Annotated in this window: 21 protein-coding genes and 2 pseudogenes; 11 read left to right on the forward strand and 12 right to left on the reverse strand. The window is 59.9% G+C overall.

Annotation, left to right across the window (positions count from 1 at the left end; genetic code table 11):
• Nucleotides 1–198, forward strand: a 198-nt coding sequence (locus tag IVB41_RS24685) for a hypothetical protein (RefSeq protein ID WP_247435814.1), incomplete at its 5' end; no start/stop codon positions are given.
• Nucleotides 199–1,797: 1,599 nt separating this feature from the next.
• Here IVB41_RS24685 and IVB41_RS24690 read toward each other — a convergent pair.
• The 3 genes from IVB41_RS24690 to IVB41_RS35670 form a co-directional block, all read right to left on the reverse strand.
• Nucleotides 1,798–2,031 carry a hypothetical protein gene (locus IVB41_RS24690; protein ID WP_346770868.1) on the reverse strand — a complete coding sequence of 78 codons (234 nt, stop codon included), beginning with the start codon at nt 2,029–2,031 and terminating at the stop codon, nt 1,798–1,800.
• 232 nt (nt 2,032–2,263) lie between these two features.
• On the reverse strand, nt 2,264–2,530 hold the full coding sequence (locus tag IVB41_RS24695) for a hypothetical protein (protein ID WP_247435817.1): 267 nt from the start codon (nt 2,528–2,530) through the stop codon (nt 2,264–2,266).
• A gap of 514 nt (nt 2,531–3,044) precedes the next feature.
• Complete coding sequence (locus IVB41_RS35670) at nt 3,045–3,173, reverse strand: hypothetical protein (RefSeq protein ID WP_256464255.1); 129 nt, start codon at nt 3,171–3,173, stop codon at nt 3,045–3,047.
• 350 nt (nt 3,174–3,523) lie between these two features.
• Here IVB41_RS35670 and IVB41_RS24700 point away from each other — a divergent pair, with 350 nt between their 5' ends.
• Together IVB41_RS24700 and IVB41_RS24705 are read left to right on the forward strand one after the other, a co-directional pair.
• The gene (locus tag IVB41_RS24700; RefSeq protein WP_247435820.1) at nt 3,524–3,943 is read left to right on the forward strand and encodes a hypothetical protein; all 420 of its coding nucleotides are present in this window, start codon (nt 3,524–3,526) and stop codon (nt 3,941–3,943) included.
• 1,150 nt (nt 3,944–5,093) lie between these two features.
• The gene (locus IVB41_RS24705; RefSeq protein WP_247435823.1) at nt 5,094–5,798 is read left to right on the forward strand and encodes an AAA family ATPase; all 705 of its coding nucleotides are present in this window, start codon (nt 5,094–5,096) and stop codon (nt 5,796–5,798) included.
• Between the two features lie 417 nt (nt 5,799–6,215).
• Here the strand turns inward: IVB41_RS24705 and IVB41_RS24710 are convergent, their stop codons facing one another.
• Nucleotides 6,216–6,407: a hypothetical protein gene (locus IVB41_RS24710; RefSeq protein ID WP_247435826.1), complete on the reverse strand. Its 192-nt coding sequence runs from the start codon at nt 6,405–6,407 to the stop codon at nt 6,216–6,218.
• 852 nt (nt 6,408–7,259) lie between these two features.
• Between IVB41_RS24710 and IVB41_RS24715 the strand changes: the two genes are divergently transcribed.
• The 6 genes from IVB41_RS24715 (at nt 7,260) to IVB41_RS24740 (ending at nt 11,063) form a co-directional block, all read left to right on the forward strand.
• Nucleotides 7,260–7,901 (forward strand): hypothetical protein, encoded by a 642-nt coding sequence (locus IVB41_RS24715; protein WP_247435831.1) that lies wholly within the window; start codon nt 7,260–7,262, stop codon nt 7,899–7,901.
• Nucleotides 7,898–8,284, forward strand: coding sequence for a terminase large subunit domain-containing protein (locus tag IVB41_RS24720; RefSeq protein ID WP_247435834.1), 387 nt, complete (start codon nt 7,898–7,900; stop codon nt 8,282–8,284). Before IVB41_RS24715 ends, IVB41_RS24720 begins: the two co-directional genes overlap by 4 nt.
• A 354-nt stretch (nt 8,285–8,638) precedes the next feature.
• Nucleotides 8,639–8,998, forward strand: coding sequence for a hypothetical protein (locus IVB41_RS24725; RefSeq protein WP_247435838.1), 360 nt, complete (start codon nt 8,639–8,641; stop codon nt 8,996–8,998).
• Between the two features lie 3 nt (nt 8,999–9,001).
• Nucleotides 9,002–9,385 carry a hypothetical protein gene (locus IVB41_RS24730; protein WP_247435841.1) on the forward strand — a complete coding sequence of 128 codons (384 nt, stop codon included), beginning with the start codon at nt 9,002–9,004 and terminating at the stop codon, nt 9,383–9,385.
• A gap of 909 nt (nt 9,386–10,294) precedes the next feature.
• On the forward strand, nt 10,295–10,480 hold the full coding sequence (locus tag IVB41_RS24735) for a hypothetical protein (protein WP_247435845.1): 186 nt from the start codon (nt 10,295–10,297) through the stop codon (nt 10,478–10,480).
• A 343-nt stretch (nt 10,481–10,823) separates the two neighbouring features.
• Nucleotides 10,824–11,063, forward strand: a complete 240-nt coding sequence (locus IVB41_RS24740) for a hypothetical protein (protein ID WP_247435848.1) — start codon at nt 10,824–10,826, stop codon at nt 11,061–11,063.
• Nucleotides 11,064–12,479: 1,416 nt separating this feature from the next.
• Here IVB41_RS24740 and IVB41_RS24745 read toward each other — a convergent pair.
• Nucleotides 12,480–12,742 (reverse strand): annotated as a pseudogene (locus IVB41_RS24745) (hypothetical protein).
• A gap of 840 nt (nt 12,743–13,582) precedes the next feature.
• On the opposite strand from IVB41_RS24745, the gene IVB41_RS24750 reads away from it, so the two are divergent.
• Nucleotides 13,583–13,798, forward strand: a complete 216-nt coding sequence (locus IVB41_RS24750; RefSeq protein ID WP_247435851.1) for a hypothetical protein — start codon at nt 13,583–13,585, stop codon at nt 13,796–13,798.
• A 509-nt stretch (nt 13,799–14,307) separates the two neighbouring features.
• On the opposite strand, the gene IVB41_RS24755 is transcribed toward IVB41_RS24750, so the two are convergent.
• From IVB41_RS24755 to IVB41_RS24785, 7 genes are all read right to left on the reverse strand, one after another.
• Nucleotides 14,308–15,021 carry a class II aldolase/adducin family protein gene (locus IVB41_RS24755; RefSeq protein ID WP_247435855.1) on the reverse strand — a complete coding sequence of 238 codons (714 nt, stop codon included), beginning with the start codon at nt 15,019–15,021 and terminating at the stop codon, nt 14,308–14,310.
• Nucleotides 15,018–16,436, reverse strand: coding sequence for an FGGY-family carbohydrate kinase (locus tag IVB41_RS24760; RefSeq protein ID WP_247435858.1), 1,419 nt, complete (start codon nt 16,434–16,436; stop codon nt 15,018–15,020). Before IVB41_RS24760 ends, IVB41_RS24755 begins: the two co-directional genes overlap by 4 nt.
• A gap of 6 nt (nt 16,437–16,442) precedes the next feature.
• Nucleotides 16,443–17,450 carry an ABC transporter permease gene (locus tag IVB41_RS24765; protein WP_247435861.1) on the reverse strand — a complete coding sequence of 336 codons (1,008 nt, stop codon included), beginning with the start codon at nt 17,448–17,450 and terminating at the stop codon, nt 16,443–16,445.
• Nucleotides 17,447–18,451: an ABC transporter permease gene (locus IVB41_RS24770; RefSeq protein ID WP_247435864.1), complete on the reverse strand. Its 1,005-nt coding sequence runs from the start codon at nt 18,449–18,451 to the stop codon at nt 17,447–17,449. The genes IVB41_RS24765 and IVB41_RS24770 overlap by 4 nt, the downstream gene beginning before the upstream one ends.
• Nucleotides 18,444–19,928 (reverse strand): sugar ABC transporter ATP-binding protein, encoded by a 1,485-nt coding sequence (locus IVB41_RS24775; protein WP_247435867.1) that lies wholly within the window; start codon nt 19,926–19,928, stop codon nt 18,444–18,446. Before IVB41_RS24775 ends, IVB41_RS24770 begins: the two co-directional genes overlap by 8 nt.
• Before the next feature lie 109 nt (nt 19,929–20,037).
• Complete coding sequence (locus IVB41_RS24780; RefSeq protein WP_247288231.1) at nt 20,038–21,039, reverse strand: autoinducer 2 ABC transporter substrate-binding protein; 1,002 nt, start codon at nt 21,037–21,039, stop codon at nt 20,038–20,040.
• Nucleotides 21,040–21,999: 960 nt separating this feature from the next.
• A complete protein-coding gene (locus tag IVB41_RS24785; protein ID WP_247402362.1) occupies nt 22,000–22,353 on the reverse strand; it encodes a hypothetical protein in 354 nt (117 codons plus the stop codon).
• A 287-nt stretch (nt 22,354–22,640) separates the two neighbouring features.
• Between IVB41_RS24785 and IVB41_RS35950 the strand changes: the two are divergent.
• Nucleotides 22,641–22,991, forward strand: a pseudogene (locus tag IVB41_RS35950) (hypothetical protein); the annotation flags it as partial.
• Nucleotides 22,992–23,405 lie beyond the last annotated feature (414 nt).

A 23,405-nucleotide genomic window follows, 5' to 3' on the forward strand; every position in this document is an offset into this window, starting at 1 on the left:
TGCCTTGGAATTGGCAGCCCCAAAGCGTCGCTCACGCAGCTTGAGCGCGTTCAGCCTTCCCGAAAGCGGCCTAGCCGGGGGCCTTCGCCGGATGCGTACCTCAGGGAACGCCGCCGGTCTTTTTGTTTTGTCGCGATCGTCAGCTCGGCCGAGAAATCACTGGCTCCCACCGATGCGAAACGTGCCGGTAAGCTGTGATCGATGCCACGATCAGAACGAAGAAAAAGACACCAACGAATGCCGAGAGCAAAAAGCGGCCGTCCATAACCAGCACTCCAAAACCAGAACTACGGGGCGCCAGCTTCGGAGAGTCAAGCCTTGCGGCGCGTGTGCGGCCGATCCTCAAATCTAGCGTTCACCGATGGTCGGCCGCAACATCAGAACAGGTGGCCGGCCTGCCGCCAGCCTTTATGCAAGCGCGGTACTTCCAGGGCTCGACAAAACTTCCAGCCCAGATCCCTCCGTTCGCCTTCTCTGCGCCGCGCTGTGGTCCTCATACTTCCCCTTAGAGTACTTCGGCCAATCTAGCGCGTGCCCGTTTGCGATGAGCCAATGTCCGATGTCGGGGCCGGGCGTTACAAGCGAGCATGTAGCTACCGTTCGCCCGTACTGATCGCGGCCAACCGGTGAACAATGCATAGGCCGCTTGATGGCCCAGAGCAGTCCTGCGAGCGCTGTCGCCGAAGCGCGACCGCACTGGTAGAGGTTGCTGTCGTCGTTTCGTGGGCTGGCCTCTCTCGGGTGCGTTGACTCCCCATAGCCTGATGCGCGTGCCATGGATCTCGAGCGTGTCGTCGTCGATTACGCTTGCTTGTCCGACCGGCGTCTCTCCTCAGCTTGGATTGCTTTGTCTTTCGGTGGCGGGATGGTTGGTACCTCCCTCAAAGGCTTTTTTGTTACTCGCAAGGAGGACGGCTGAGCCCCAAATGGGTGGGGTACTTCTCAATGAGAGGGCGCGCACTGCGGACCGCAAACGCACGGAATTCGAAGTGCTCGTTGCGTGCTGCATGAGTTCGAATTGGCAAGACACGGACAAGGATGCGGACTGCGATACAATGATGGCGCGTCATCTGCTTCTCGAATTTTGGGCGGCGAACAAACGCAGGAGCTACGGCAGCGCTTCGCCGCTTGATGCAAGCCCGCCCGGCCCGCCGGTTCACTCTGGCGGGCCTTCTCGTTATGCGAGGAAAGCCACTATGGCGAGAACCACGTCAGCGCCCAACTCACCCGAATAAACTGCGAGGATAGATCCGGCACCGACAAGAAGCGCAATTGCTTTGAGCGTGATCATTTTGAAATCCCCTCGTCAGTGAGCGGAGGTTAGACCCGGACCATTTTGGGAGTGCTTCGCGCGAGGCGGCAAACGGTTTCGTTCACCGAAGCGTTATCGGGAAGCCGCTGCCGACATGCGCAAAACGGCCACAGCACCTTCCGACGCTGCGGCCCGCCGGGTTAGATAAACAGGTGAAATATGATCAGCCCCGGCCTTGGCGTTGCTATGCCCCACGTTTCTGGCGCAACATAAATCGTTGTTTCCGTTAACGGAACTGGCGGCCTGTTGCAAATGGATGACAGCCAATCTGACATGGACAGCAGCCTTGATGCCTCCGCGGGGTGTTACGGTGCGATTACTCCGAACAGTTGAACTTAGGACACATTCATAGAACCTAATGTGCAAGAGCCTCACCGGCTTAACGCTCTTGCCAGCCCCGGAGTGCTACGTTGGATGCAAGTGCCGCCCGCGTTTAAGCGAGCGGTTGTTTCCAGCCCAGAGGCCGCCTTATTTGGCGGCCTGTTTCACTCATCCCTCTTCAGCTTGCGCCGGCACCAGTGCGGCTCTTTGCCCTTCGGGTTGAACTCGACGTGGTGCCGGTTCAAAGCCCGCATGACGCCGATACGGGAGAACATCGTCGGGCCGCCGCTTTGTGCGACCAGGATCAACGCCTCGATCGCGGCTTGCCATTCGGGCGCCTGATGCTCCTTCTTCGGCAGAGCGCTGATGTACTCGCCGGCATCGAGCAGCGTTACCACTTGCGACCATCGGGCAGCGGTATGGGCTCGTCGAACGTGCGGGACCATTTCACTTCAAGCGCAGCCTGCCGGAAGGCGCGCTACAACCCCTGATTCCTGGTGGTTGTGGTCCCAGCATGACATAATGATCCATATTTGCGTTTCGGAGGGAAAGCCCGATCCGCCTTGCATTGCCTTATCTTGGAATTTGTCTCTGTGCATCGCTTGCGGATTGGTTGTCCTTCGCGCTGATTTATTGAGCGAGCAGATCATCGCCAGGCGTCAGCAGCCGCACATAGGTGCCGCTTTCGTGCAGATCGAGCCAGCCTTTCTCGACGGCGTAGCGAATGCCGGCGCCGAACTCCGGGCCGCTTCCCTTAAGCGCGTAAAGGAAGGGATAGTTGATCTTCTCAATGTGGATTCGGCCGTCCTGTACCGCCTCGATGCCCGAAGCCAGCTGAACGAGCTTGCGGGCTGCGGCTTGTGGATCCGCAAAAGGGCGTTCGTTGACGTGCTTCATCGCTAGAATCAAAACTTCGACCCATGCTTGGCCTGACTTGCCCGCGACTGTCATGCCAGTTCGGGACGATATGCACAAATCTCGCGGCGCCGCAGTCTGAGCAGACCAGGCGCAAGCCGACTCGCGACCACGGCTGATCCTGCGGCAGTGTATCGAGGCGCACGTCGACCCTGCGATCGCAGCTTCCGTTAAGGCATTGGACACTGCAAGTCACATGACCGTCGGCCAGCCACTCCGTGGGGCTGCGGGGCGGATACTGGCCGGACCATTTCGTGTATCGACGAGCGCGCATGTCGCGATCAAAGCAGGAGCGTGAGCACCTCGCAAAATATCGATTCCTAGTAGCTCTAGGCGCCCGCGAGCTACTGCCCATCGTGGGTGTGGAAAGATCGCGCGCTGGCCTGCCGCTTCCGCTTCCCAATCAATGTCGACGTGTAGGAACACCAGCGGCGCACCGACCGCGGGCTCGCCTTGAACTTCCCTTGCGTCGCAGGCATTTGCGGGGACGCAGAAGTCACTGCATAAGCACGCTGACCATGACCCAGCTGACCACGAAGATTGCGCCAATCCCGAGCGCGCCGAAGCCGATTATCAGCACAATCCAAGGCCAGAGCGGCGGATCTTGTACTTGAGGTGCGGACATTCCTTTCGTTCCTCGTCGATCAGGCATCCTACTGCTCCGCTTATAAGTCCAGCGCCGGCCATCCCAACGGCGCCAAACATTTCCGTACGCAAGTCGGCCGGTGATCGTGCGCCTCGGAATGATTACAAACCAGACGTGCCACAGCTCCGTCCAGACTGACGCTGATTTGGGGACCGAATGAGCGTTAGACTCGGTAGACATCACGCCCTCCAGCGGGGCTGAAGAACAAAGCCGCCGCGCCGAGTATAATGGCCCGACGGCTTTGCTAGGGTGGACCCGGATGGGCAAATGCCCGGTGCGCTCACCTTAGCTCTCACGCTGCTCGTCGCAACGAAACCCGCAGATTAAGCTTGATACCCCCGCTGCGGGTTAATCCTGGAACGCATGAAAACGTTGAGGAGTCGACCTGCCGGTCGACCCGCTCGTCGGTACTTCCAAATGCAGTTCAAGGCGTCTCATCAAGATCAGGCAAAGGCAAATTTGACGCCGCGGTTGAGATCGTCGGCAAAAAACAAACGTCGGTCGGCGTCAGCAGTTTACGCCTTATTCCCCGTTCTGATCCGTCCAGCGAGCTACGCCGCGAGATTTTTGGAAGACAGAAACGCGTCCACATCGTTGTAAATTTCGGCGCAGCGCTGCAAGTCTTCGAAGCACCGTTCGACCACTTTGCGCCGCACAACGGAAATTTCTGGAAACGCTTGCGAATCAGGAACACTCTGCCAGCCGGGGCGAAACGTTATGGGGGTGCAGCATGGGCGATGCGCTGCTGATTAACTTCGCGTTGTGGGCGATGATCGTCTGCGCCAGCGTGAAGCTTGCCACAGTAATGGGATGATGTCAGGTCAACGAGTGGTATTGCTTTCGTAACTCGCTCCGAGGTGAGCGGGCCACTCAATGAGCTTGCAAAAAAGACCTCTGCGATCGATTTCTGCAAGTAGTCGATCTGCGCGACCTTTTGCGGGAATGCCGACCAAGCGAGTGCCAGCCAAAGCGTCGGCCTGCACCTGATCGGATAAATTCGTACGTGCGCAAAATGAAATAGTCGGAAAGGCCTTCGAATTCCGGTTCGTCGGCTATTAAGTTCGTCAAAAAAAAATCCATGCGACCAGCTTCCAAAAGCACCAGCTGAGTGCCGCGATCCAGCCGAACATGGCCACTCCGGCGATAGTAAGGAATCCGAAGGGCAGAAGGTAATCACGTAGCTTCCGCCCCTGGTCGGCAGGAGCGTGCTTGGTTCTATCAAGCATTTCGCGCCGTCCCTTGCAGCGGGGTCGTGTCGACTGCATGGCTCTTCAAAAATCGATCCTCAGAATTAAGCTCACCGGTCAAACTAACCGGTACGGCGTGTGCAAAACCGATCGTCGGACCGAAGGTTCCGATTTTTCCCGGTTCGTGCCTCACGGGGGAGTGGCCGCAGCTCGGCGCGGTGGCGCTACATCTTCCGAAACCACTTTCGAGGCAATCCAAGGTCATAGCCCCGTCGGCGAAGCTGTTCCTGCGTCTTCCTCAGAGTGATGGCTATCTCATCAACAGAGGCGCCATTCTCGACCATTTCGCGAAAGCGATCGCTTTCGCTTTGTGACCAAGTCGGAAGCTTCTCGTTCATCACACATGGGTTCCAGTCAGTAACCGTGCTCTACAAATCGATTGGCGGGCAACACTTTAGGGAGGCCTAATTCCTCCTTCTTCCAGATCGGTGGGCAGCAGCTTTCCAGCCGCATCCACTGGGGTTCCTGCCAATGCTGAAAATTCTGGTCCGAAACGGTCAGACAATTGGCGCAATGATACTGCGGTGGATGCACGCAACCTGCAAACACTGGTTGGAATTAAGGTAACGCAGCAGGGTTACCGTGCGGGGGCGGGGCGCTTCCTAATCTGGCCGAGCAGCAATCGTTTTCGACCTGTTGCTGCACCTGGCCTATGGGCTTCGAAATGGTTCGCCAGGGATTTCCGGCGGCAGAAATCGCAGAAGCACTCGATCGGACACCAAAGGCCGTTCGAAGCCGAGCCAATCGGCTAGGACTGTTCAAGGCGCATCACAGCATCGCCGAAGATCCGGATCGGCTCGTGTTCATGCGCTCGCCAACCAACCTGGGCGACCCCGCGCAGTTCGAGGAACTGAAAGCTGCGATCGCGGCGAGCGGACGGCAGTTCAGGGTAGTGGCGGTCGACACGGTCGGGCGCGCTCTGCCGGGCGAAGATTTCTACGACGCCAAGTCGATCACCGGTTTCATGGAGCGGCTGCAGCAACTGGGCGAGATCGGCCAGGGCGTGGCAATCGGTGTGCATCACGTCAACAAGTCGGGCGATGCGTTCGGCTCGGTCTATTTCGGCGCCAGCTCGGACTTCATGTTTCAGGTCGAGCGCGAGGGCGACGGCCCACTGGTCCGGGGCAAGATCACGTGCACCAAAATGAAGGATGGCGAAGACGGCTGGAAACGACGGGTCGACTATCAGAAGGCCGCAGGCAGCCTAGTGGTGACCTCTGTGGCTGATGGCGGCGACATGATGGGCAAAGCGCTGAAGCTCACCGACGACGACCGTTGGCCCTCCGGGCGCTTGGCGAGGCGCTTCGAGCGAAGGGGCAATTGCGATCGGAAATGCCGGGCCGGTCGGTCGCGCTGAACGAATGGCTGGATCAATGCTTCAAGATTGGCGGGTCAGCCCGGACGCTGCGAAGCCCATGCGCGACCTTCACAGGCGCCAGGTCAAGCTGATCGCTTCGAACTTGATCCTTGTGCAGGACCAGCTTGTGCGGATCATCGATCAGACGGCGAATGCCAATGCTGCAATTCCCATGGCGGCACCCGGCGGACAATTCCCGCCTATCCCTCCACGTCGAACCTGACCGGACCGGGACCGCCGTACCGCCCTTATAGGGGGGCGGTCCGGTCGGTCCGTATGGCCGGCGCGGGACCGGTCGGACCGCGGTCCGTGTTTGGTCCGGTCGGTCCGATAGATTTCAATGGCTTAGAGGCGAAGTTCAAAAACAGACTGACAGACAGCGATTTGGTCACGTGGAGACCGGCACCTGACGGAATGCTATTCCCAACGTCCACTCAGCTTGGTCCGCGCTGCGATCGTAGTCTCGATCTCTTGCACCATCTCCCGGAGCCGTTCAGCCAGTCGCTCGAACAGCGCGCGCGTCTGCCTGTCGGGCGCAGTTCTTCCCAACCGAGCACAATCGTTCGCCTCCGCCCGAAATTTGTTGAGCGTGGTGATCAGCTCTTCCATCCGTTACGTCCCCTCATCGGCTTCCAAAAGCTGATGTAGCGAGCTGGCGCAGGGCGGAACACTGGGAAAATTCCCAGGGTCCACGCTCTACGGTTGCGCTGCAGAGGAAAGCCGGGATGAATGCGAGCCGCACCGCAGAGGTGCGACGACCAGCGAGGGGTCACGATGGCGACCATGGACGACTTCTAGGAGGAGCTTGAGGCCCAGATCGCAAGGGCAACTAAGCAGGGCCGGCTTCATGTCGAGATTAACGCGGGCGAAGTGCACCGGGTCGTCTGCCCAGACGAGAACCAGCACCCGATGGCTTGCGCGGCGATGCGGCAGCTGCAAAGAGCCGGCGACGAAGTCATCCACGCACCACCGGCCGGCGACGGACCTTCCTTCACCGTGCGATACGCGCTGCCCAGGTGACATTTCACCCTTTGAAGAGTCTCACGAAGCTGTGGTTTTGCACACGCTTAGCCGCATCATACCGTTGTCACGCTGCTCGCGTCTTAATCTGCCCCCCAGCCGAAGACGCGGGTGGTCGGCCGCCCCCGGGCACATGATCTTGTCACCTCCAGGTTCGGGGGCGGCGGCAATGCCGGGACCATCGTTCCCTTGCATGATCCGCCGACCATGCGTGTAGGTCCATTCGGCTTGACCGCGCAGGGGCTGGTCATTGCTCCATTCAATCCGCACCGGTTTTCCTCGCCTGCAGCACTTCGCTTCCACCGAATTTAGCGTGGTACGATATTTAATCACGTGGTCTGAATTGCAACGGCTTGCATTCGCTTACATTTCTGAGCTTAAACCGAAATTTCACTTTCCGGGGCCACTCTAGTGCCACATGGCGCAATTCGCGTCGGAAAATTGCAGATGAAAACGGGACCTAAATGTACCGTCTGCGCTCATGACGAGCGTTGGCGGATCGAACTGTTGCGTGCCGGCGGCGCCTCGCTTGACAGCCTGGCCACCAAGTTCGGCTTGTCGAAAGATGCCATCGGGCGGCACTGGCACAACCATGTCAGCGCCGAGATGAAGGCGTCCTATCTGGTCGGGCCGGCGCAGCTCGCGGAGTTGGCGGAGAAGGCGGCCGACGAGGGCGCGTCGGTGCTCGATCATTTCCGTGCCGTGCGCACGATGCTTATGTCGCAGCTTGCGGCGACCACCGAAGCGGGCGACGCCCGGGGTGCCGCGATCGTGGCGGGCCAACTGGTCGGCGTGCTGGAGAAGATCGGCAAGGTCACCGGCGAGATCGCCACGATCGCGCAGGGCACCATCAATATACAAAACAACGTGGCGATCGTGAACAGCCCGCAGTTTGCTAAGGTGCAGGCGGCCATTCTGCGAGCCCTGGCGTCTCATGGCGCGGCGCGCGCCGCGGTCGTGGCGGCATTGCAGGAGCTGGATGATGAATCGGACGGGCCGCGGCTGGCCACGCGGGCACCCATGGTGATCGACGCCGTCGCGCTGCCGCCGTGTCCTGTACCGGCACCGGGAGGCGCCCGATGACCAGCATAGCCGCGGCGCTCGCCGACGCACTAGAGGACGGCGGATGGCGCGCCAAGGCCCGTCCAAACCAGCTACCGCCGCCCGGCGACTGGAACGGGTGGATGATCCTGGCGGGCCGCGGCTTCGGCAAGACGCGCGCCGGGGCAGGGTGGGTGCACGAACTGGTCGAGACGTGCCAGGCGGGCCGCATCGCCCTGGTCGCCGCCACCGCGGCCGATGCGCGCGACACGATGGTTGAGGGTGTCTCAGGTTTGCTCAACACCGCACCTCCGTGGAACAGGCCGATTTACGAGTCGAGTAAGCGCCGGCTGACCTGGCCAAGTGGAGCGGTGGCGACGACCTTTTCCAGCGAGGAAGCGGACCGGCTCCGGGGTGACGGCTGAATGTAACAGTGCCCTTGGCATCGTTACGACGGACGCACTTGGCGGTGCGGCTCCGAACCCTGCCTTTATGGCCGGGGTCGGACGTGCTGTCCAGAGGGTTAGGGCCCCCAAGCTCCTCCCTTAAAAGCGCTCGGCTCGTCGCTCTGGCGAGTTCTCACCCCCCGGCTGCCGGTCCGTCACCGGCGCGGGCCGTGAGAAGCCCCAGACCAGAGCAACCACCATGAAACCCACCCTAGAACGGCCAGCGGAGTCCGCTGGTGAGCTTTACCGTCGCACCGACCTTTCCCCCGAGCAGTTCTTCCGAGCGCTGGGGCGACTCCGCAGCGCTGCTGCCGGTCGGATCGGAGGCGCGGCATGAGCAACGTCCTCACCTTTCGGGGCTCCCTCCCGCCATCGAACGTCCGACCCCTCAATTTCTCATTCGACCACCGGCCGGCACCCGCCGGCTCGGCGCGCCCCAACCGCCGGCGGCCCAACATGCACAACTTCCTCTTCCGGAGTTACGACCTGATCGTGGCCTCGTCCGAGGCCGATCTAATGCGCGACGTCCGGTGTGACGTCAGCAAGGCTCTGTCCAAGCTCAAGGCCATCCAGCAGCAGCGCCAGCGCGATCGGGAGCATGCCGCCGCGCGCGAAGAGCTTCTGACCAGGGCAGAAGCCAAGCTGGCCGCCGCAATCGCCGCTGTGCAGTCCAGCCGATCGACGGAGGGCTGAGCCATGGTGAAGACAAAGCAGAAGCACCCGGGCCACCGGGAGAGCGCCCTCGGCCGATTGATCTCGGACGGTGCCAGCTCATCCCGGCAAATCTCCAGGCGGCTCCAGTGGCTTGCCGCTGAATGGGGCATCGAGGCGCCGCCCAAGGTCGGCCGGACCATGTCGGAGAAGCTAACCGCGTACTGCAAGCGACACGGCATCAGTTTCGACTGGATGCTGGACGGCAGCCTTGCCGTGCTCAAGAAGATGGTTGACGAGCGCCGCCGGCAAGAGGCGCTGGCGCTGCCAGCGGCCGTCATCGTGGCGAGGTATCAGCAACTGGATCCCGAGCAGAAGGCGGAGGTGACGGCCGAGATCTACCGCATCATGGCGGAGCACGACCTATGAAGCGCCGCGGCAGACTGCATAGGAAGCGCGATCGGCAGCGGCTCATGACGCACCGCCGACGACTGAAGCAGTGAAAGACACGATCCCGTCGGCTCGCAAGGTCGGCGGGGTTTTTGTTTCACTCGTCGAACGGAAATAGCCGATCGTCCTCGGGCAGAGTAGCGAAGGCCGAGTATATCAGTGCGCCCGAGCCTAAAACGAGCAGCAGAACGACTGAAGCCAACCACCACCACATGCTGCTAATGGCCTTTGCGATCGGCGTTTGAGGCTGAACCATCCTTCTGGGCCAACTCCTCGAGGAGCATCACAACTGCGCGGCGTGTGCCCCGGTTCTTGATCTCTTTAAAAGCGCTTACCAGACGAAGCGTGTCGCGATCGATCTTTGAGAAATCCATGGGCGCCCGGGCGAGCGTAGGTCGCAGCAGGGGGACTGCTGCGACCCAGCGCGGTCAAAAAAGCCGGGTGAAAAAGATCTAACTGAAATATGTAGCCAGCCCCGGTGAAGGCATCATACCGGGGCATTGAGCAACGGCAATATGATCTAAATTACAAAGCAATTAGTCATTAATCTGAACCATGTGCTGAGGGCCGCCGGGGCTGGCTGGCTGGCGGGCCTTCACCTCTGAGCAAGCCGCGTATGTCCCCCACGGCCCGTCCCGGCAGGCACTCTGACATGTCGCCGACTAGCTTCGGTTAAGATTCAAACCAGTCGGTGGGCTTTTGACGCCAGCGTCGTAACGGGGTCTGCCGCGGCGATTGCATGGGGCTAGGAACAATAGCGGTCAGTGGGAGTCCTCCCTGTGCCTGGCGTCCCCCCGTCCATGCAAACCCCCAAGTTAGGCCTCAGCGCTTGTCCGCGCTGGGGCCTTCTATTTGCCCACCGGTTGACGAAAACAGCATGGGCTTAAGATGACGCGGTTCTACGCTTTTGCCGTCGATATCTACGGTACAGTTGAAGCTCACTACACGCTTGCCGCAGAAAACGCGGAGGCAGCCAAGCGAGAAGCCGAGCGCCACCTGCAGCAACGCGAGGCAATCGAAGTCTGGAGTGAAGATCGGCGCAGGATCGCCCGGCTGGTCAGAAGCGAGGGGTGAGCGGCCTCTGTTCTAATCCGCGATGTGCCCCGGTCTGGCCGTCTATTATAGGTTTTCGGGCGGACTGGGGGGCAGGAGCCCGTAATCCTTTGCTCGCTTTGCCGCTAGCTTCCTATAGGCCGTAGCCTGTTGCAGAAGCTGCGCTTTGAAGGTGGAATCCGGTTCGCCGCTCGCCATCTGTTCGAGCTGGACGGCACGTTCGAGATATTCGGTTAGCAATTTCACTGAAGCGCCCCACAGCGTTCGGTACGGATACATCCCCGTATTTTGCCGGCCAAGAACAAACTTCCCAGATTGTGCGCATTTGCATTGAACTTTCGGCATGGATGGTCGTCAAATGTAAATGGATCGTGAGCGGGAAAAAGTGGCACTTCAGGCGCGGCTGGATCTCTGCCGCGAGTTGCTTGCAGAGTTCCCCGGAGGGCTTACTGCCCAGCACATCCGTTTGCTTGAGGCTTCCTTCGTGAACAACCTGCGAGCCTTGGAGCAGTCCACTGAAGAGGATGCGGTACGGCGACTAATGGAAGACGTCGCCGACGACCAGCGAGCCATCGCCGAGAAGTTTCGACGCAAATTGAATTAGGGAACTTTTTACCCGACTTTTTGCACGCTCGCGACATGGACGAGTTGCCTAAGCAGAATCAGGACTGGACACCAGCGGAGGCCAAGCTGCTGGTCCATCTGGCAATAAAGAGGGTATGCGCCGAACGGGCAGCCCGGGTGCTTGGCCGTCGAGTCGGGTCGGTACGGCGGCAAGCCAGAACTCTCGGCATCCTGCTCTACAAGGATGAGGTTCTCAGCTGAGCTTGGAACGGGGTCTAATCGTCACCGTTACATCCTCATGCCAAAGCAAGCTGCCATTGCCCTGCGGTCTTTGGGCTTCGCGTGCGTCGTCGCATTTAATATGGCTGCGCTAGTTTCTCCTCACTAGTCTGCCTCGGCTTCGGCCCGGTCGGCCTCGCGACTGCCTGCTGGGCACACTCACAGGCGCCCTGGGCGTGGATCTTGGCGTCCATGATCCGGCCGCCCCAAATAACCTCTCGCGGCTTAGTACCCATGCTGCATTGATTCCGCGGAACGCCTCCCACTGGCAAATTATCGATTCCTGGTAGGTCCAGGCGCGAGCGAGCTACTGGGCGTCGTGGGTGTGGAAAAGCGTAGGTTCGCGCTGTCGGGCTTCTTTGCTATACCGCGGGCGCCGTGCCGATCGTGCGGAACGTCGCGGCGTCGGTCGCAGGAGCAGCGTGTTAGCCGTTCCTGCGACCTTCACTTCCGAGGCTCCGGCGCTCTGATCCGCAATTGGATCGGCAGCCGGGAGCATGGGGGCTGGACAGCGAGCCTTGCCATGTTTTCCCGAGCGCAACAACGCGTGGAAACCTGAGTCCTGTAGTTATACCGACTCCTTTTTCGGAACGGGGTGTTCTATTGTGAGAACACCGGCGAGATTTAAGTACCAAGCGATTTCAAGTTGCCCGGGAATGCCGCAGTGGGGCTGGAACCGCGCTGCGGCTTTTCCCTTGAGCGAACCCAATTCTTTGTTGAGCCGTATCTGGCCAGAGCAATGTTTACCGGGGGACGATTGTGAGCATCCAAAGCATCGTGGCGACTATATTGGAGCGCGAGTTGGCAGCGCGGGGCGTGCAATCGTTGCGGCATTCCGACTGCATGGAGATAGTGGAAAGTCTAGTCGTCCGGTTGAAGGAACTGGACCAAGAATTAACTGCGCGAAGCGCTGAGCAACGCTAGCCGCTCTCGCTCTCGGCCGTGATCAGTCGATCGACGCCAAGCCGAATACGAAGAGGCCGGCGCCGACGACCACCAGAGCGCTCAGTGGTCCCCAAAGAAGCCAAGCGCCCAGAAGGGCCAGCGCTAGGCCGGCCAGCAAGATCGACACCGAGATCATGTATTGCATTGAGGGATGGGCACACAGGAGAGCGGTGGTCCTCAACGCTTTGGTTGATACACATGGTTGGCTTGCTGCCGCCCTCGCTGGCGGGCCTTATGCACTGGTGCCCATTTTGGGAGGGGCGAAGTCGGGCCGCACATCGGCCCCGCGACTACCGCACCCCCGACAGACGAACTGTGGTTCGAGATCCGATAGACGAAGGTTGTCAGGCCATCGATCGGCGTCGAGCGCAACGTGATGGCCGCAATGGCAGTTGACGAGAACCCGCGCAGGCCCATTTCCCGCATCTCGCGGAAGGTAATCTTCATCGGCCGGCCATCGGCATGCGTTGGCGTGTGACGTCTGGTGCGGGGCATGCCGCTATCGAAACGCGACGCACGCGAGAGTCAAATTATCGATTCCGGGTAGGCCGGAACGAGACCGAGCCACAGCCTTTCGTGGGTGTGGAAAAGACGACGTGCGCCCGAGTAGCTCAGCGGCCTCTCAACGCATCCGGTAAGCGTCGAAGGCGTGGGCAAGAAAAATGGCGCACCCGACAAAGGCAAACGCGGCAACTGCGACCTCTGTCATCGCTGCACCCACCTGCTCGACGTGCCGGGAGCAACGGCTTGCAGAAAGTGCTCGTAAACCGCGTTGATGATCGCCAGCATGGTCGGCCCCGTTGTTTGAATGGCTTTAAGGCTAGGGCCGGCTTGTTTCAGGATCGCTTCATTGCTTCGGAAAATGGTGTCGTTTGGTGATGGCGAGGCCTCTCGGAACGCGCGCGAGCTACTGCGCGTCGTGGGTGTGGAGAAGCGACGATACCGCGAACTATATGATCTACCTCACAAGCGTCTTCGCTGGCGGCTGCTATGATCCCGCCATTGTTTTACCAGTTCATTTTTCGAACACCCCAGTGCTCCCTCCAAGGCACTGGGGTTTTTCTTTGAAATCACTGGCCTACTTTGAATTCCCGAGTGGGCCCCAGTCCGGGGCTGGCTAGGACTGGGGCCTTGGGCGCACTTCTCCCAGGCTGAGGATTATGCTTCCTCATGCCTTTCGAGTGGCGTATTTCGGTCAGTACCCGGCAATCCAGTCTCGCAAGGACATCCCGCGCATCACCTGAGGGCGTGGCCTACTGTAAATCCCGAGTGGCTCGTCCGGCCGGCATCGGCGGCCTTGACGAGCGGGACGCCGCCGGAGTCTGATCGGTGCCCATGGGACAACATCAGCACGACATCGACGAACTCGCGCGCATGGAGCGGCTGTGCCTGGAGTTAGCAGGAGAGAGCAGGTTGCCGCTTGAACGGGCAGGGCTCGAGATCATGGCCAGCAACTATCGCGCGGCGATCCTCGACGCCAATTCCAGCAGTCGATTTGCAGACACAGTGCAGACACGGGAGTTTTTTCGGGGAGCTCTGGACTTCGGCTAAGTCTCTGATTTTGCTTGGTGAGCGCGCTGGGGCTCGAACCCAGGACCCCGTGATTAAAAGTCATATGTTCAGGTTGTCCGCCTGCTCCTTAGACTTGCACTACCGACTGACAAAAAGGGCGTAAGGCACGCTCGGGAGCGGAAAGTTACGGTTGAGGGGGTACTGAGGCCACCGTTGCAAACACCGTAGCAATTGGTGCGAGGCAGAAGTAAACCCGAGTTAAATCAACGGGGTTGACAAGACACCCCTGCTTCCGAACGCAACGAGCCTTAGGGCGGTGTCTTGGATTCAATGGCTCCTTCAGGAGGATTGATAAGCTTTGGTCGCGAATGGAGTCAGGCTGCCGACTGCCAAGGAAATTACACAAAGCTTATCAGTCTGACGTGATCTTCGCACCCGCCAGTCGAGCGGAAGCCATTATCAGCCGAACGGCGGTCCCCGGCGATAGCCTAGCCCTTCCGTCGTACATGGCTGAGTTTCCAAGCAAAGAAACGTGGTCGCAGCCACCGTCAATGTGCTGCCCCATTCGACTCAGGTAATGGGCGCGGAACATCGCCGACATCGTCAAGGTCCGGCGCCTGGCCGTATCCCATGCGTTTCATCTGCTCATGTACCTGCGCCATGTCAGCGTCACTGAGGCGCGGCGGCTCGCCGATAGCCAACGCATGGACATACATTTTCGCCAGCGTCTCCACTTCCACTGCAAGCCAAAGAGCCTTTTCAAACGTCTGGGCCGCCACGAGCAAGCCGTGATGGCCAAGCAGGCAAGCGTTGCGATCTTCGAGTGCCCTGAGGGCGTAGTCTGACAGTGCCTGCGTGCCGAAACAAGCATAGGGCGCACAACGGACATCGTTGCCACCCGCAACTGCGACCATATAGTGGAAGCACGGGATGCCACGCTCGTGAACGGCGAGAGTTGTGCTGAAGGTCGAATGCGTATGGAGCACGACGTTGACGTCTTCGCGCGCTCGCAGAATATCGCGGTGAAAGCGCCATTCGGATGAAGGCCGATGGTTGCCCTGGTAATTCGCGGCAAAATCCATCGCAACAATATCTTCTGGCTGCATCCGATCATAGGGCAGACTGGTAGGCGTGATCAGCATGCCGCTTGGGATCCGGTGCGAAAGATTGCCGGATGTGCCCTGATTCAGTCCGTTTCGATTCATCTGCCTGCAGGTATCGACAATGCCTTGCCGGAGATCAGCATGAGTGTGGTCTGTCATAAGGCGGGCTCCGAGAAAGAGATCCAGGACTGATAGGCGGTGGAAAGGCCGCGCGGGTCGAACCCATCGTTGCTAAGCGATGTGACAGCTTCAAGTACTACGCTCGAAACCGGCTGCGTACGCGAGAATCGCCGCCACAGCAGCGCAGCGCCAAGCGCCGTTCCGTGCGGTGATTGACTCACCCTGACGCTCTGCGAGGGTCGTAAGGTCGCAAGGCAACGGGCGAAGGGCAAATTCACCGCAAAGCCACCATCGATGACTATGCATTTTGAGCTCTCGAGTGCATCAAGGCAGCGGTTTGCGCTGAACGCTGCGTAGAGAAGTGCCAATGCCTGCCATTCGGCAGGCGTCTCGGGAGACGGTCCGATGACCCGTCCGCGGCGAGCCGCGCCCGGAAATAATCCGTCGTCGCCAATGAAGGAGGGGAGCGCCAGGGTCCCCTTCGACAGCAGGGCCGACAATGCGGCAAGGACGGCTGCATCAGAAGCACGATGTTCCCCGCGGATCAGGTCGTATTCGCGGCCGGTCGCGATCAATGTCGAAGGTGCATTCTCGCCATCGACATCGATATTGAGCACCATCGCGCGCGCGCGATCGAGTTTGTCCAGGGAGAGGTCGCGCTGAAATCCGATCATCCAGGTTCCGGTCGATAGGATCGAGGCATCGGCCATGCCGGCAGCCTTGTACCGAAACAGGTTGGCGTTGGAATCATGCACGCCACAGAGGATCTCGGTCGATTGCGTCAGGCCAGTGCGCCTGGCTACGGATTCCGAAACCGTCCCTAGCACCGCGCCGGCAGCGACGCGTTCGGGCAGCAGATGGCTCCAACCGCGCTTGCGCATAAGAGAGGAAGGCTGATGGTGGATGAGGTCCCAGATATGGCTCTGAGCCGCAAGCTGCGAGATTTCACTGGTCGCACGTCCGCCAAGCCGCAAGGCGAAAAATTGCGCGGTGGTCAGATAGGCTTTTGCGCGGGCGAATTCCACGGGATATGCGCCTTCCTGCCACAGCAGCTGCTTTCCGAGCCGCATCGCGCCTCCGATTCCGCAGAACACCTCATCGTAACCGGGCGCGATCCGGGCATATGCTTCATCAATTGCCGGCGGAGAGACAGCATCATAGTCCATCATCGGCAGCACCGGCGTATCACCGTCGACAAGAACTGCGCCGCATCCATGCGCAGCCACGATCACGGCGCCAATGGCATGGCCTCGAGACACCACGGCAAGGGTATCGAGAAGCCAATCTTCTAGCCCGGCAAGATCATAGGCGAGGTACGAGCCCTGAGTCATCGACACATTCGGAATCTCATGTTTTTCGAGCGGCCAGCCGTCATCGCTCGCCACTAGCAGCTTGATATTGGTCTTGCCAATGTCGAGAACCGCGATGGGGGGCGAGCCGATCGAACTCATCATCGCTGGCTACCGCGGCGCCTTGCCGGCGAAATGAGGAACCGCCGCGACGGCAATCAAGATTCCACCCCAGATCGCCAGCGTGAGGAATTGGCTGAGGTTCAAAAGGTTGAATGCCGAGGAGATCACTTGAAGGATGATCAGCGCAAGCAATAGCCCGCCGACTTTTCCGAAGCCACCAAACGGATCGATGCCGCCGAGGACGGCCGCGAGAATGGTGACCAGCAGATAGCTCTCGCCGTATGCCGCGTTGGCCGAATTGAAACGTGCCAACATGACCACCGCTGCTGCGCCCGCGAGCAGGCTGGAAAGCACATAGAGTTTGAGGAGAACGGCGCGGGTATCGACCCCGGAGTAGCGGGTTGCTTTCTCGTTCGAGCCGATCATGTAAACCTTTGCTCCGAACGGCGTCGCGTTCAGCATCAGCGCGACGGGCAAGGCGCAGAGCGCAAGTACGATCAGAGCAAAGGGCACCCCAAAAACCGTTCCATTGCCGATAAACACAATGGGCTCCGGAAATCCGGAGATGACGTTACCGCGCGACAGGCCGATCGCGACGCCCTTGCATAGTGTCATCGTGCCGAGCGTGGCGAGGATCGGCGAAACGCCGAGATAGGCGATGACGAAACCGTTGAGGAGGCCTACCAATGCGGCCACTGCAAACCCTGCAGCGATCGCCAGCACTTGAATGCCGACCCAGGCAAAGCCCTGACTCCCTGGGATGTAGTGCGTCAGCAGGAAGGCGATGGTCAGTCCGGACAGATTGGCGGTCGCGATGATGGAGAGGTTGAGCCCACCGGATAGCAAGGCCAGCATCATTGCAAGCGAGAGGATGCCGAGTTCTGGCATCTGGAAAGCCATCGATTGCAGCGTGTTGACCGAGAAGAACCGGTCGCCGATCATGATCGCGAACGCCACCCAGAGCGCGACCAACAGCAGGGTGAGGGTGGCGACAGTGCCGCTGCCAGCGAAGCCTACCATGCGCCGGCGAAGTGAGAGGGCGGGCGCATTGCTCATCGGCGCGCGCTCCGGGTTCGCCGCTCTCGCTGCGACCAGGCGGTTGCTGAGACCGAAATTAGGATAACCAAACCGACGAAGAACGGCGACCAGTAGGACGAAACGCCCAGCAAAATGATTCCATTTTGGAGCACCGCGAGCAGTGTCAGGCCCAAAAACGTGCCGAGGACGGTGCCGACGCCCCCCATCAGGCTGGCGCCGCCCAACACGACGGCGGCGACCACATCGAGTTCCTTGCCCACCAGCACAGTCGGAGCCACGGACTGCGCGAGTTGTGCCTGGATCAGGGAAGCGATTCCAGCCATGACACCCATGTAGCAATTCACCAGTATGTTAAGGCCGAAAATGTGGAAGCCGAGTCGCTGCGCGGCATCGGCATTGCCTCCCATGGCATAGATTTGCCGGCCGATATTGGTTCGGTTAAGCAGGAGCCAGGTGACGAGAAATGCCAGCGCGAGCGCTAGGATCTGCAGGTTGACACCGTACGAGCTATCCTTGCCCCATTCGAATTCGAACCAGAAGATGCCGGTCGCAAACCAGTCAGGCAGCGAATAGATGTATTTGCCGCCAGTGAAGAAGATCAGAAGCCCATAAAAAATGTTCAGCGTTGCGACCGAAACGATGATCGATGGTATTCGAAGCTTCTGGATGAAGATTGCGTTGAGGGCACCGAGCGCACCGCCAATCCCAATTGCGATGGCGAAGACGCTGATCCAGTTCGCGCCGTAAGCATTGGCAAGCGAGAGTGTGACATATTGTGCCACCGACGCGGTCGCGGTGAATGAGATGTCGATTCCGCCGGCGATCAGCACGACCAGTAGTCCGAGCGCAAGGATGCCGACGAATGCGTAGGAGGTCAGCAGGTCGAACAGATTCTGCATGGTCAAGAATTGGGCATTCGCGAAGCCCAAGCTGGCGCAGAGCCCCAAGATTACCATCAGCAGCCAGAACTCATGGCTGCGACGAAACCTGCCGAATGATGCAATGGCCGATTCAGGCATTGACGGCCTGCCGAAGCGCGTCTTCTGAGGTGGCTGCGGCAGCCACGTCGGTTGTCAAACGGCCTTCCCGCATCACCAGCACGCGATGACTGTGATAAAGGACCTCGGGGATTTCGTCCGATATCATTAGCACCGCGACGCCGTCGCGGGCCAACCGCCGGATGATTTCATAAATTCCATCCTTGGCGCTGATGTCGACGCCCACGGTGGGACTATCGAGGATAAGCACCCGCGGGTTGGTCGCCATCCATTTGGCGAGCACGATCCGCTGCTGATTGCCCCCGGAGAGGGTCTTCACCGCGTTGGCGGGGTTGGAGACCTTGATCCCGAGTTCAGCAACCCACCGAGCAACATGGCTCTGTCGCGCGCGTGCGGCAATCAGGCCGAATGCGCCAGCCAGCCGTTCCAGCACCGTGAGCGTGACGTTCGCGGTGACAGACTGATGCAGGATGAGACCAAGCGTAAGCCTATCTTCGGATACATAGGCGATCCCTCGATCGATCGCCTCTGCATTTGTACGAAGGGCGATGGGCCGCCCGTCAAGTGCGATGGTGCCGCGATCGGGCGGCTTCATGCCGAACAGCGATAGCGCGAGTTCGGTTCGCCCCGAGCCGAGCAGACCGGTGAGACCCACTACTTCGCCCGCGCGCAACTGCAAACTTACATCCTCGTACTCACCCTCGCGGCCCAGGCCCTTAACTTCCAGCACAACCGGCCCAGCGGCAAGCTCAGGCGCCTGTATCTGATACTCGAAGGACTTGCCTGTCATCAGCTGGCTGAGCTTCCGCCCGTCGATTGTGTCTGCAGCAAAAGTACCGACTTTGGCGCCATCCCGCAGTACCGTTACGCGTTCGGCGATTTCAAGCACCTCGTCGAGGCGGTGGCTGACGAAAACGACGCAGATGCCAGTACGCTTCAGCTCGCTCACGAGCTCGATCAGGGCGTTCACCTCGTGGCGGGTCAACGATGCCGTAGGCTCATCCATGATCAGGAGCTTAGCATCCGCAGCCAAGGCCCGGCAGATCGCGACCAGCTGGCGTCCGGCAATGCTGAGCTCTGAGACTTTCGCGTCCGGGTCGAGCTCAACGCCGATTTTCGCCATTGTGGCCTTCGCGGTGGCGCGCATTGAGGCCCAGTTCACCGAATGAATGCCGCCAAGATGGTGCGCCATCGCGATATTCTCGGCGACGGTGAGGTTGGGAAATAGCGAAAGATCCTGGTAGATGACCTGAATGCCGCAATGCGTGGAGTAGACCGGGTTTAGTTTGGGATATTCCTTGCCGGAAATTACGATCCGGCCGCCGGGCTCCGCTGCCTCTACGCCCGAAATGATCTTGATCAGGGTCGACTTGCCGGAGCCGTTTTCACCCACCAGGCAGTGCACCTCGCCGACTTCCAGAGCGAGATCGACGCCGCGGAGCGCGTGCACGCCGCCGAAGCGCTTCGATATGCCGGACATCTCCAGGAAAGTCGCCAAAGGTTCGCCTGCAATGGACCGTTGGATCGTGCGATCACTCGAGTGGTACCGCATTCCCGACCGGAAGGCCGGGAATGCAGCGCGATGAGGCGGCTGAACCGGCTTCGGGCTAGAGCCCTCCGGCAATCAGGCCGTCGATGGTTTCCTTGTTGATGCGCATGATCTTGTCCACCTTGATCTGCTTTCCTGCAACGTCGACGGCCGCCTTGCCAAGGCCGGGTACATCGACGCCATCCGTGATGGGCTTGCCATCGAGCACGAGTTTGGCCACCGCGACCATCGCGTAACCCGCATCGGTGGGATTCCACAGAAATCCTTCGCGGATCGTATCATCCGCGATAAGCGACTTCGCCTGGCTTGGCAGCACGGTGCCGACAACGGCGATCTTCTTGCCAAGACGTTGCTGACGCACAGCATTTCCAGCCCCGATTGGTCCATTCGAACCGAAGCCGAGAATACCACGCAAGTTGGGATAGGCCTTGATCACGTCGAGCGTCGTGCGCTGGCTGGTGTCGATCTCGTCGGCCCCTGGGAAGCGGTCAGCGACGAGCTTCATTTTCGGAAAATTCTTCTGCTGGTAGGCAATCGCGGCATCGGCCCATTTGTTGTGAAGCGGCGTCGTAAGAGTCCCGACATAGACTACATAATCACCTTCGCCGCCCATGTCCTTGGCGAGACGTTCCATCTGCACCTCGCCGAAGCGAACGGAGTCGATCAATTCCACATTCCAGTCACGGCCTTCCTGTTCCGGACCCTCATGCGTAATGACCTTGATTCCGGCGGCTTGGGCACGCTTCAGCACGGGCTCGCAGACTTTTACATCAAGCGGCACCAAGCCGATCACGTTGACCTTCTTGGCAATCAGATCCTCAAGGAGCTTTACTTGCTGTGCCGGATCAACGTTCGCCGGGCCCACCATGGTGGCATTAATGCTGAAATCCTTCGCACCCTTCTGGATTCCCTTTTCAAGTGCGTTGAACCACGGAATTCCCGCGATCTTCACGACCGTGACCATTTCCTTTTGGGCTTGCGCAAAGGCAAAGCCCGGAATACCGGCACTGGCCAACGCGGCCGTGCCGCCGATCAGCTTGAGCGTCTGGCGTCTGTCCATTGTTCCCTCCCAGGAAATTATCTTGGATTCCGCACCCCTGACCTGGCAGTGGCCGGGTGGGGCCGTCGACCCTATTCTTGCTGGAGGCAGAAAGTTATTGCCTGTCCAACCGCAGGACCTCGAAGCAGATTAGAGACTGGCGCTCCAGAACGTGTCAAGCAAGTGACATGCTCGCCAGCCACCATCGCAGTGCGATAACTAGTCTGGCTTCAAGCTGCTGAGTGAGCTGCAGCGATCGATCAGCATCCCTACAGCCATCACGTCAGCGAAGGAACGCCCACGCCATCCCGCCGGACGAAAGCAAACAGTCCCGGCCCTGGCTTCAGAACCCACCAGGTCGGCTGCGCACAGCGATTCATACTTTTCTCTGATCTCTGAGTGTCATTTTTTCGTCACCGTGTGGGTGCGCGCGCGAAGGGCCGGCATGGCGAGCTTCGCCGTTGCACAATCCCTTGCCGGCCACGACTATCTGACTGTCATCGTTACGTTTTTAGCTTCCCGTAATCGTCATCGTCCGACCGTTCGTTCACATCATTTTTCGCGCTCGGGCGCCTGCCCTCCGCTTGTCAGCATCGCGGGTCGCATGCCATCCTAACCCCGTGCGCGCAGGGGAAGGGCAATTCCCGCCATTGGCTATGCGCCGCGTTAGGGCGACGTCCATGACGCTTGATCAGATAAGGTCAAGAAAGCACTGCCGCGAAGAAGACTTCGACATGACGCAGCATTTCGAATCCGCTGCTTGGCGGATACTCCGATTGAGTTCTGCTGAGAACATCGCGGCTCGCATTAGGGAAGGCCTCGCACCTTTGCGGTCAGCCAATGAGCTTGCTGACGCGGCAGGGTGCAGCAGACGCAATGTTCGAAAGGCTGTCCGAAAGCTCGTCGGTGCCGAATTGGTATCTTACCACGACAAGACAGGCTGAAGCAGCTGATAGATGAGAACGGGCTTGACGCCCCATCTTATACAGTGAGCACCATGAAGGCGACGGGCAGGCGCTGTTCGAGGCGGCCAGCAAGCTGAATTGCGAGGGCATCGTCTCCAAGCGGGTTGATGCGCCGTACCGGTCGGAGCGCGTCGAGGCGTGGCAGAAGATCAAGACGGTGCAGCGCGAAAAGTTCACAGTGGTTGCGCTCGTCAAGGACCCCACCGGCGTCGCCGCGCTCTACCTTGGCAAGCAGGAAGGGAACGAGCTGCGCTACATGGGCAAGGTCTGGGCTGAAGCCCGACGAAATCGCCGGAGATCCGCAAGGCGCTTGATACGGTCGTGCCCCGAAGCAAAAAATCAAGAAGCGCATAAAGAAGCCGAGGGCCACCTGGGTCGAGCCGAAGTTTTACCCCGACGTTGCAGAACTGTATGAACGAGGAAACCATCGCACACGTTGCCGGGTGGGGCAAAACGCTCGGCTGCATCCCCAGCTGCATCACCGTCAATCTGCCTGCTCCAGGGCACATCCACCGCGGCACTGGCAAGCACGGCGCCAAGCACACGGTGTTCGCACCGGCGAGCTGCACGGCCGCATCACGCCACGTGCAAAGGAAGTATCCCGCCTGGTCGCCTATGCCGACAACGCCAAGGTGACCACATCTTTGGGGCGAGCGCTGGTCCAAGCTCGTGGCCAACGTCATGGGAAATGGACGCTCTACCTGCACTGGCCTGCCTGGGCGAGCCATGCTGCAGAGCAATTCGATCCGCCGCTTCTCGACCCACCTCGGGAGCGAGGCAATTCGTGAGGGCCAGGCGCTGGGCTATCAGCTGGAGGAGGTCCTGCATTTGCCGGCCGAGACCATCGCGGGCCTGGCGAGGGCGACGAAACGTGATGCACGTCCGCGACCAGCAGCGCTTTTCGGATTCCAAATACACTTCCTCCGAGGAGCGCCCCTCGATGTCCCAGGGCTTGCAGAAGGGCCGTCGCACCGAAATCGAACCCCTCAATGGCTTCGTCGTGGATGATCCGAAGCACATCACGGAGCTGCGATTGAATCGAGCGGCACCCTTACAGTCTCTCCCGCCACTTCCTGGAAGACGCCGCGTTTACTTGCGAGCGCAGGCCGGGTTGCCGCGCCAACAAGATGACGCATGTCTGCGGCCAAAGTCGCGGTCGCTCCAATCGATATAGACCGAAAAATTGAATCTTGCGGCCGCTGCAATTCTTCTCCTGGTACGTCGAAACGGCAGGTCCGAGAAATGGGGTCTCCGCAAATCGACGTTGATTGCTTCTGGACCGGCTCGGTCTTTGAAGGTGTGCATTCCAGATTTGAAGGCGACTGCCCGCCCGCGTTTATGCGAGCGGTTGCTTCCAGCCCCAGAGGCCGCCTTAGTCGGCGGCCTCTTTCACTCATCCCTCTTCAGCTTGCGATGACTCCA

The organism is Bradyrhizobium sp. 44 (assembly GCF_023073095.1).
Classification (GTDB): domain Bacteria; phylum Pseudomonadota; class Alphaproteobacteria; order Rhizobiales; family Xanthobacteraceae; genus Bradyrhizobium.

What these genes read in the sequence shown, in the direction of transcription:
- IVB41_RS24760 (WP_247435858.1), bottom strand. Translation starts at nt 16,436, where the DNA reads ATGATGAGTTCGATCGGCTCGCCCCCCATCGCGGTTCTCGACATTGGC.
- IVB41_RS24770 (WP_247435864.1), bottom strand. Translation starts at nt 18,451, where the DNA reads ATGCCTGAATCGGCCATTGCATCATTCGGCAGGTTTCGTCGCAGCCAT.
- IVB41_RS24705 (WP_247435823.1), top strand. Translation starts at nt 5,094, where the DNA reads ATGGGCTTCGAAATGGTTCGCCAGGGATTTCCGGCGGCAGAAATCGCA.
- IVB41_RS24735 (WP_247435845.1), top strand. Translation starts at nt 10,295, where the DNA reads ATGACGCGGTTCTACGCTTTTGCCGTCGATATCTACGGTACAGTTGAA.
- IVB41_RS24730 (WP_247435841.1), top strand. Translation starts at nt 9,002, where the DNA reads ATGGTGAAGACAAAGCAGAAGCACCCGGGCCACCGGGAGAGCGCCCTC.
- IVB41_RS24750 (WP_247435851.1), top strand. Translation starts at nt 13,583, where the DNA reads ATGGGACAACATCAGCACGACATCGACGAACTCGCGCGCATGGAGCGG.
- IVB41_RS35670 (WP_256464255.1), bottom strand. Translation starts at nt 3,173, where the DNA reads ATGTCCGCACCTCAAGTACAAGATCCGCCGCTCTGGCCTTGGATTGTG.
- IVB41_RS24695 (WP_247435817.1), bottom strand. Translation starts at nt 2,530, where the DNA reads ATGAAGCACGTCAACGAACGCCCTTTTGCGGATCCACAAGCCGCAGCC.
- IVB41_RS24780 (WP_247288231.1), bottom strand. Translation starts at nt 21,039, where the DNA reads ATGGACAGACGCCAGACGCTCAAGCTGATCGGCGGCACGGCCGCGTTG.
- IVB41_RS24720 (WP_247435834.1), top strand. Translation starts at nt 7,898, where the DNA reads ATGACCAGCATAGCCGCGGCGCTCGCCGACGCACTAGAGGACGGCGGA.
- IVB41_RS24740 (WP_247435848.1), top strand. Translation starts at nt 10,824, where the DNA reads ATGGATCGTGAGCGGGAAAAAGTGGCACTTCAGGCGCGGCTGGATCTC.
- IVB41_RS24765 (WP_247435861.1), bottom strand. Translation starts at nt 17,450, where the DNA reads ATGAGCAATGCGCCCGCCCTCTCACTTCGCCGGCGCATGGTAGGCTTC.
- IVB41_RS24725 (WP_247435838.1), top strand. Translation starts at nt 8,639, where the DNA reads ATGAGCAACGTCCTCACCTTTCGGGGCTCCCTCCCGCCATCGAACGTC.
- IVB41_RS24755 (WP_247435855.1), bottom strand. Translation starts at nt 15,021, where the DNA reads ATGACAGACCACACTCATGCTGATCTCCGGCAAGGCATTGTCGATACC.
- IVB41_RS24710 (WP_247435826.1), bottom strand. Translation starts at nt 6,407, where the DNA reads ATGGAAGAGCTGATCACCACGCTCAACAAATTTCGGGCGGAGGCGAAC.